This window comes from Bacillus sp. JJ1532, assembly GCF_036965085.1.
GTDB lineage: Bacteria > Bacillota > Bacilli > Bacillales > Cytobacillaceae > Cytobacillus.
The window spans coordinates 1-9280 of the sequence record NZ_JBALOW010000120.1 but is presented as its reverse complement, the minus strand read 5'-3'; the positions used below and the strand labels follow the sequence as shown (position 1 = coordinate 9280).

Genomic DNA, 9280 nt, shown 5'->3' with positions numbered 1-9280 from the left:
TCCTTGATGGGATGACGGTAAATGAAATCTTCCTGCCCTCACAATTTCCTTGCGCAAATGTCTCCTAATTTCATCATTTGAAATCTCTCGTACTGCTTTTTCATCTTTAAATAGATCTGCAGGCTTCTGATCTTTGATAAAAAATAGCTGTTTAATCCCAGCCATATTTACACCTTGGTCAATGAGATCTTTAATTTCTAGAAGCTTATCAATATCATTTAGTGAGAACATTCTTCTATTGCCATCTGTTCTTGCTGGAGAAATCAATTGGTGCTCCTCATAGTACCGAATTTGACGTGCAGATAATTCGGTTAATTGCATGACTGGGCCAATTGGGAAAAGCGGCATGGAACGGCGAATCTTGCTTCCAGTCACTTATTTCTCCTCCCTTTTCTTATTTAAAAATAAATATATACCAATGTTAGGTCTCTTGTCAATTAGATGTTAGGTTTTCTAACATGAAAATTTTTAAAAAAGAAAAGGACAGCTTATATAGTCACTGTCCTTAGTTTGTACACTAATTAAATTTGAATGAAACCCTTTTCGATCAACCCATTTATGGCAGTACAAACGGCAATTTTTACATGGGAATAAGTGAGTCCGCCTTGAACATACGCCACATAAGGCGGTCTAATCGGGCCATCTGCTGACAGCTCAATACTTGCTCCTTGTACAAAAGCTCCAGCTGCCATAATCACCTCATCCTCATATCCAGGCATCGCACTTGGATACGGAGTAACATGGGAATTAATTGGAGCAGCATATTGAATAGCCTGACAAAAAGCAATCATTTTATCACGGTCATCAAATTGGACTGACTGAATTAAGTCCGTTCTTTTTGCATCCCATTTTGGTGAAGAATTCATTCCAAGCCTTTCTAAAAATGCAGAAGTAAAAACCGCTCCCTTTAGTGCTTGGCCGACAATGTGAGGGGCTAGGAAAAAGCCCTGATACATTTCTTGGAGACTGTATAAAGAGGCACCGGCTTCCGCACCGATTCCTGGGGAAGTCATGCGATAGGAGCAGGCCTCTACCCACTTCTCTTTCCCAACAATATAGCCCCCTGTTTTAGCAAGTCCTCCACCAGGGTTTTTAATCAATGAACCAGCCATTAAATCAGCTCCAACATGGCATGGTTCTTTTGTCTCAACAAATTCTCCATAGCAATTATCGACAAAAACAACAACATCTGATTTAATTTCCTTCACGAATTTGATCATTTCTTCAATCTGAGCAATAGTAAAGGAAGGTCTAGTGGCGTACCCTTTTGATCGTTGAATACCGATCATTTTTGTGTGAGGTTTAATTGCCTTTGCTACAGCTTCATAATCAACTGATCCATCTGCCAGTAAATTAACAGCATTATATGTAATTCCGAATTCCTTCAAAGAACCAACGCCATTGCCCCTTAGACCCACTATTTCTTCTAATGTGTCATATGGTTTCCCCGTAATATATAGCAGTTCATCTCCAGGACGAAGTACCCCGAATAAGGCAATGGAGATGGCATGTGTTCCAGAAATAATTTGTGGACGGACGACTGCAGATTCTCCTCCAAATACTTCAGCATAGATCCTTTCTAAAGTATCCCTGCCTATATCATCATAGCCATATCCAGTCGTTGGAATAAAATGAGAATCACTCACCCGATTGTTTTGAAAGCTGTTAAGCACACGAAATTGATTTTCATCAATCCTATTATCAATACCTTTTAATACATTAGCAATTTGCTGCTCAATTTCAGTAACAATCGGCTGCAACTTTTCCCCATTTGATAACTGTTGAAACATGATGTTCTCCTATCTACACTTTATATTTATGTAACTGCCCAGCAATATGGTGGTTTTCTAAATAATAGCCCTTACAAACATAAATTTGCTTTTCTTCATCGAAAAATAATTCCCGTAATATCGTTTCATTTTTGAGCTGGGACAGAAGCTTTCCTTCTGAGGAAGAAACCTCTACATGATAAAAACTCATCATTTCCAGAACTATTTCTTCTATTGTGCTTTTTAACTGATTGCGGTCTTGCTCTTCAAATGCACTGATTAGAATCGACTTTGTGTTTGCAATTGGAACAAAATCCAAGTGTTTAATATCCCGCTTATTATATACAGTCAATTGTGGAATTTTTTCGTTTTCAAGTTCCTTTAATAACTCATTAACCGTTTCTTCATGCTGATAATAATCTGGGCTTCCACTATCAACAACATGCAGGATTAAATCTGCCTCCCTAACCTCTTCAAGGGTCGATCGAAAAGCAGCTATTAGGGTGGTTGGCAAATCTTGAATAAAACCTACTGTATCCGTTAGGAGAGTCATAAAGCCACTTGGCATAATTAACTTTCTAGTCATCGGATCAAGGGTTGCAAATAACTGGTTTTCTTCAAAGGAATCTGCCTCAGTTAGTCTGTTAAACAATGTCGATTTCCCAGCATTCGTATAGCCTACTATCGCGATTTGAAATGCTTTGTTCTTTTTTCTTCTTTCTCTATACCTGTCACGATGCTGAACAATAACAGATAGCTGGTTCCTAATTTCATTGATGCGATTGCGAATATGTCGTCTGTCCGATTCTAATTTCGTTTCACCTGGTCCTCTAGTTCCAATTCCACCTCCAAGTCTTGAAAGCTGGGTTCCCTGGCCTGTCAATCTTGGCAGCAAGTATTGCAGCTGGGCTAATTCGACTTGCAGCTTCCCTTCTTTAGAACGTGCCCTCTGTGCAAATATATCTAAGATTAATTGAGTCCGATCAATTATTTTCGCATCTACAGCTGCTGCAAGATTTCGAACTTGACTTGGTGATAATTCATCATTAAAGATAATTATATCTGCATCTATTTCTTCTTGGAGGGCCGTTAATTCCTCAACCTTGCCCTTTCCAATATATGTAGCCGAGTGAATGCGATCACGTTTTTGCGTTAAGGTTGCAACGACTTTTCCTTTTGCTGTCTCAGTTAAAGAGCCTAATTCTTCTATCGAATAGGCATATTGCTGATCATCTTCTTTTGTCTGACATCCTACAAGAATTACTTTTTCAAAGTTATGCTTTTGCTCCAATCAGCATCCTTCTTTCCCTGGTATACTCTTTTACAAAAATCACTTAATACTATCATAACAAAATCAATAATTTAACTCTAATTTCTGTTCGTTTAACGTTATATTTTCGAAAGATAGCTGACTACATTTTAAAGAATCTCTCTTTGCAAATTGAAAAGGATTCCTGTTAAGTGGAATCCTTCTAATATTAACCCTCATCAAATACTAAGTCATTGCTTCGGATTCTCACCAATTCATGCCTATCATAGCTATTCTGCATTAACAGCCTCATCGCCTGAGCCCTTATCGACTTTTCAATGACGTTTCGAATATACCTGCCATTGGAGAAGCTTACTGGATTTAAATGAGTTTTAATCCATAGTAAATGGTCATGCAGCTTTTTTTCCGCTTCATGGCTTAACGTATATTCTCGATCCCTTAACATTCTGTCTCCAATTTCCATGAGCTGTGTAACGGAGTAATCCGGAAAGTCAATCACTAATGGAAAGCGAGAATGCAATCCAGGATTTAAGGTGAGAAAGTAATCCATTTCCCTTGAATAGCCTGCAAGGATTAGAATAAATTCATGCTGCTTATCCTCCATATGCTTAACAAGAGTATCGATGGCTTCCTTTCCAAAATCCTTCTCTCCGCCTCTTCCAAGTGAATAAGCTTCATCAATAAACAAGATCCCGCCTATAGCCTTTTTTATCAAATCCCTCGTCTTCTGTGCCGTATGGCCAATATATTCACCAACGAGATCCGCACGTTCAGCTTCAATTAAATGCCCTTTTGATAAAACATTCATTTTTTGAAAAAGTTTTCCGATTAATCTGGCAACCGTTGTCTTACCAGTGCCAGGATTTCCTTTAAACATCATATGAAGCGCCTGTTTTCCTGCCTTTAGGCCCGCATCCTCACGTTTTTTATTCACATATATCCATGCATAAATTTCCTTAATCATTCTTTTCATTTCTTCCATTCCTACAAGAGCACCTAATTCTTCTTCTATATCTTTTAGTGCTGTATGCTCCGGTGGAATTACCTTAGGTAAGGGTTGAGTTTCAGGCAGTTCTTTCGTCAATGTTTTACGATTTTGTGAATTAAGGACGATGCTAATCTGTCCATTATTCTTCATTCGAATTGGCTGGTCCAAAAGCTTTCACCTCACGTTCTCAAAAACAGTATACGCTTAGAAGTTTAGATTGTGACAAAAGCCTATTTTCTTTCATAGAATCATAAAATGCCCTCTTACTCTTATTTAAAAAATTCCTTATCTATATGTATTCATTTGTTTCTTACTTCATTAAAGATTTTTGTAAAAGCCTAATTTACACCCTGTCCTGATTGAATACCGCTAAAAATAAAAAGGGTTCCGCTTTCAAAGAAGCAGAACCCTTATTCAATGCGGATAAGAATTATTGGTTTTCCATATCGATTTGAACATTGCGCTGAGGCGCGAATGTAGAAATTGCATGTTTATATACAAGCTGTTGCTTTCCTTCAGATTCAAAAAGAACCGTGAAATTATCAAAGCCCTTTATTTGGCCTCTAATTTGGAACCCGTTTAATAAAAACACGGTTACATTTGTATTTTCCTTCCGAAGCTGGTTTAAAAATTGGTCTTGAATATTAATAGATGTTTTCATCTTATATCCTCCTCTTTTATCTCTACTCTATGTATTCGATTTTATTTGCAGCTTTCCTTCAATATGCGTTGAAATTTCCGCAAGTTTTTTTTCAATTATGCCGGTGTTGACAACATCCGACATATCAAACCAATCAACATTCATTTTATTTCGAAACCATGTCAGCTGCCTTTTTGCATATCGGCGGGAATTCTGCTTTAACTGAGAGGTCGCTTCCTCTAATGAAATGCTATGACTAAAATATTCATAGAGTTCCTTATAGCCAATTGCCTGAATCGATTGGCAATCCTTTATATCCTGATTAAATAACCTTTCAACCTCTTCAAGGAGTCCTTCCTTAATCATTAAATCCACTCTAGTATTGATTCGCTGATATAATATCTCCCTATCCATTGTTAGCCCAATTATAGCTGTATTATACATAAGCTCAGGCTTCTGGTTTTCCTGTAATTCGTTTATCGTTTTACCAGTACAATGATAAACTTCCAACGCTCTAATGACTCGGCGGACATTATTAGGATGAATTCTTTTTGCGCTTTCGGGATCAACCTTGCTCAATTCTAGATGCACACTTTCATTTCCTTCGGCCTCTGCCTTTTTTTCAAGCATTTGTCGAAAATCATCATCAGAAGGGGCATCTGAGAAGTGATAATCATAAATAACGGATTGGATATACAAGCCAGTTCCACCAACAATCATCGGCAGTTTCCCTCTTAATGAAATCTCAGAGATTTTTTCTCTGACAAGCTCCTGAAATTCTGCAACAGAAAAAGGCTCCTTTGGATCTTTAATATCAATTAAATGATGAGGAATTCCTTCCATTTCATCCTTTTTAATTTTTGCTGTGCCAATATCCATTCCTTTATAGATCTGCATTGAATCACCGCTAATAATTTCTCCATTGAACCTTTTAGCCAATTCAATACTTAGCTTCGTTTTCCCAACCGCAGTTGGACCAATAAGCACAACAAGCTTTTCTTTTTCCATTAATCTGTTCACACTGCCTTTATTGAACTACCTAAGTTAAAAGCACCTCATTACGTTTTGACGAAAAGGCGCTATCCCCCCTATAGTATCATAAACATGAACTACTTTCAGTGGTTATGAATGTAAATAATGGATTCGTTTTTCACATTTAAACATTATTGACTTGATTCCATTGATTTATTCATTATTCTACTCGCGTTTTATGGTTTTATTTTCATGTTTCATTACAATTTATTAACGATTTCATAACAATTAATTAGATACCCCCCTAATCATGATAGTTTAGTAGAAGAATATCAAGAGTAATTTGATATTCAGTAATAGATTAGGTGGGAGTAAATAATGATTACAACTTCTGAATTAGGCATTGATTTAGGAACAGCTAATATCTTAGTATATTGTAAAAATAAAGGAATCACATTTAATGAGCCTTCTGTTGTAGCGCTTGATACGAATACAAAAAAGGTGTTGGCTGTAGGAAAAGAAGCAAAAGAAATGATCGGGAAAACACCCGGCAGAATTATTGCTATTCGTCCATTAAAGGATGGTGTAATAGCAGACTATGATACGACAACCGAAATGCTACGGTATGTAATGGCGAAAGCAACAAAAAAGGCTGGCTTTGCCATTAGAAAGCCGAATGTAGTGATTTGTACTCCATCAGGCTCAACAAGTGTTGAAAGAAGAGCTATTCTTGATGCTGTTCGTCATGCAGGCGCAAAACATGTTCATTTAATAGAAGAGCCTGTAGCTGCGGCAATTGGAGCTGGCTTGCCGGTAGACGAACCTATCGCTAACGTAGTAGTGGACATTGGAGGCGGATCGACAGAAGTAGCTATCATTTCCTATGGTGGTGTTGTTGCCTGTCATTCTATCCGTGTTGGCGGCGATAGATTGGATGAGGATATTATTCAATATGTTCGTAAGGATTTTAACGTTTTAATTGGAGAACGAACGGCCGAGAAAGTTAAAATGGAAATTGGTTACGCACTCATAGATCATGATGAGTTAAAAATGGAGATTCGCGGACGTGATCTTGTTACAGGCCTTCCAAAAACCATTACATTATCGTCCTATACCATTCGAGAAGCTATTAAGGAATCGTTGCTTCATATACTTGAAGCCATTCGCGCCACTTTGGAAGAGAGCCCTGCTGAATTATCCGGAGATATTGTGGATAGAGGTGTTATCCTATCGGGTGGTGGCGCCCTCATAAACGGAATGCAGGAATGGCTTTCCACAGAAATTTCTGTTCCTGTTCACCTCGCTCCAAGTCCGCTTGAATCAGTTGCAATTGGGACAGGCATGGCTTTGAAATATATCGGAAAATTGCAAACTGCAATTAAGTAAATGTAAAGATTAAGGGAGGATTATTCATACGGATAATGCTCCCTTAATTGATTTTAGTTTACATAATAAAATTATCGACATCTTATTGATTATCTAGTTGGTGTCACATAACTCATTTATAATATCTACCATCATTCGGTAAAATTAATAGGTTTAATAATATTCTTAACTTCATTTCGATAAAAGGAGATATTTCCCTTCATAATTTTAATCCTAATTTCTTCTTTAACGGGATACTGTAGCAGTCATCACACACCCCATTATTATCTAGATACTCACGTTCATCTGTTATCTCCAAGTTGCAATTCGAGCAAATCCAATTTTCAATTACTTGCTCCATTGCCTCATCTCCTTTTTTCATACATAATTCGGGAGATTCAAGCAAATTCCTGCAACAATTTTATTAATTCCTTCTAATTGCACCTTTTACTCATCTATATGTGGTCCTGTTAGTTTGTTTCTTTAAATAAGCGTACTATTTATTAGTAAATTGCTTTTTACTCCTTGAATAATTCTGCAAATACTCAGCATCCTATATATGTGTTTAGGAGGTGAATTGAATTGCCAAATCCAGCTAATGATAATAAGAAGCAAAAAAATATATCACTTAATAATAGTCAAGACTCAGGGTCAGAATTTCATAGAGAGCATGCTGGGCAATGTTGAAGGATACGGTGAAACGTACCCCACTGCTAAAAATATGTCTGATACGACTGACCAATAATTATTAAATTTCAAGAGTGAATTAGATTGTAGTTCACTCTTTTATTTACATATTTCGAAAAATTTTTACTAAACAAATTGCTTATTGGGTTTCCAATCTAATTGCTGCTATTACATTTATTGTTGTAAAACTAAATGCAGTAATTGTGGAATGAAGAAGAGCATTTAGCTTCTTCGTCCCTTTTTAATTTACTTACTCTATCCTTTGTTTACTAATACCTTTTTTGCTATCTTTTTTTATTCATCATATTGCTCATCAAAATTCACATTAGTATCAACTGGTGGATGGTGGTATAGTAATTCTTCAATAATGTCTCTAAGTCTCAATAATTCTTTATGCTTCGATTCATCAAAATCACTAGCTGTTCTAAGGTTTTTTCTTAGATGTTCAATTTTCTGCTGCTGTTGCTGAACCTTATCCCTTAATTCACTTTCAACCTTTAGAATTTCTTTAGCATAACCAATAAGCCAATCAAAATTATCTTTTGGAGTAGAAATTCAAACTTTTCCGAACAATTCACCTATAAGATAATCATCCTTAATTCCTTTTAGCTAATCCTCCAAATTAACTCCTCCTACCATTTGTTTCTTTGATTTTTCTTCTCATTATTTCTAGACCTTTTAAAATTCCTCAATAGTAAAATAACTCCAATAGAAACCAGTCCAATTATCACTGCAGGTATTACATAATAAAAGAATATAATAAAAATCTCGGTCTCTTTATTCCATTCCAAACTTCTTCACTCCTATCATTTTTTTACTAACTAGAACGCCATCTTCTACCGAATTTTTCAGTTGCTTCACGCATAAGCTCCTGGTATTGAGAACGATACCTTTCTTTTTCCTTTCTTTCGTTATTCAATCTACGGTTCATAGATTCAACAAAAGAAGGATTATCGCTTCTATATAATTTCTCTGATTCTCTCGACAATGACCTGATCAATGAGTTTTTAAGAACTTCTTCATCAATGGTTAAATCCTGTCTTTTTGCTCTTTTTACAGACGTTCTACCAACATATACACCAATATGAGAAGGTATTTCGTGTTTAACTGTTTCATACAACTCTTTTGTCATAACATAATAATTAAAGTTGCCACAAAATGTTTTCTTAGCTTTGCTTCTGAAATCCGAAACAGAAACTTTAATCTCATAACAGCGCCAAATACCCTTTGTGTCATAAGTCATGTAATCTACTCTTTCATCACCGAACCAGCCGATTGTTACTTCAAAGCAGCCAAATATACCTTGTTTCTTTGTCGCTGAATAAATTTGACGTTCTAATTGAACAGTCAACTCCGTTTTTGCGATTTTATACCCCTCCTAATCAACTGATCTTTCACTGTGTAAAACATCCTATAGGCAAATTAACAATAAATTTACAATTAAGAAACACACACTAAATAATATAATTATATTGTTAGATTATTAAGTTACTCATTTTCAAAAGGAGTTGGACATATGCTTGTGTTTCTGACTAGAGTTATTATTTTAACTACCTTTTGTTATCTTTTTTAATAATAAGAAAATCAAT

Annotated in this window: 9 protein-coding genes; 1 reads left to right on the top strand and 8 read right to left on the bottom strand. The window is 36.2% G+C overall.

Annotated features, from left to right (window positions below; all coding sequences use genetic code 11):
* The 6 genes from V7122_RS24485 to miaA form a co-directional block, all read right to left on the bottom strand.
* Positions 1 to 375 (bottom strand): MerR family transcriptional regulator (locus tag V7122_RS24485; RefSeq protein WP_335529746.1); only part of this gene is annotated, 375 nt, incomplete at its 3' end.
* 146 nt (positions 376 to 521) lie between these two features.
* On the bottom strand, positions 522 to 1790 hold the full coding sequence (locus tag V7122_RS24480; protein ID WP_335355546.1) for an aminotransferase class I/II-fold pyridoxal phosphate-dependent enzyme: 1269 nt from the start codon (positions 1788 to 1790) through the stop codon (positions 522 to 524).
* A 13-nt stretch (positions 1791 to 1803) separates the two neighbouring features.
* A complete protein-coding gene (gene hflX, locus V7122_RS24475) occupies positions 1804 to 3060 on the bottom strand; it encodes a GTPase HflX (protein ID WP_335355547.1) in 1257 nt (418 codons plus the stop codon).
* Between the two features lie 187 nt (positions 3061 to 3247).
* Entirely contained in the window at positions 3248 to 4195 is a 948-nt protein-coding gene (gene spoVK / locus V7122_RS24470; protein ID WP_335490688.1) for a stage V sporulation protein K, read from the bottom strand.
* Between the two features lie 262 nt (positions 4196 to 4457).
* The gene (hfq, locus tag V7122_RS24465; protein ID WP_066288744.1) at positions 4458 to 4688 is read right to left on the bottom strand and encodes an RNA chaperone Hfq; all 231 of its coding nucleotides are present in this window, start codon (positions 4686 to 4688) and stop codon (positions 4458 to 4460) included.
* Between the two features lie 27 nt (positions 4689 to 4715).
* On the bottom strand, positions 4716 to 5675 hold the full coding sequence (gene miaA, locus V7122_RS24460; RefSeq protein ID WP_335529744.1) for a tRNA (adenosine(37)-N6)-dimethylallyltransferase MiaA: 960 nt from the start codon (positions 5673 to 5675) through the stop codon (positions 4716 to 4718).
* Between the two features lie 342 nt (positions 5676 to 6017).
* Between miaA and mreBH the strand changes: the two genes are divergently transcribed.
* Positions 6018 to 7025 (top strand): rod-share determining protein MreBH, encoded by a 1008-nt coding sequence (gene mreBH / locus V7122_RS24455; protein WP_335347667.1) that lies wholly within the window; start codon positions 6018 to 6020, stop codon positions 7023 to 7025.
* A 199-nt stretch (positions 7026 to 7224) separates the two neighbouring features.
* On the opposite strand, the gene V7122_RS24450 is transcribed toward mreBH, so the two are convergent.
* Together V7122_RS24450 and V7122_RS24445 are read right to left on the bottom strand one after the other, a co-directional pair.
* On the bottom strand, positions 7225 to 7365 hold the full coding sequence (locus tag V7122_RS24450; RefSeq protein WP_335529742.1) for a hypothetical protein: 141 nt from the start codon (positions 7363 to 7365) through the stop codon (positions 7225 to 7227).
* A gap of 1143 nt (positions 7366 to 8508) precedes the next feature.
* On the bottom strand, positions 8509 to 9042 hold the full coding sequence (locus V7122_RS24445) for a hypothetical protein (RefSeq protein WP_335348519.1): 534 nt from the start codon (positions 9040 to 9042) through the stop codon (positions 8509 to 8511).
* Positions 9043 to 9280 lie beyond the last annotated feature (238 nt).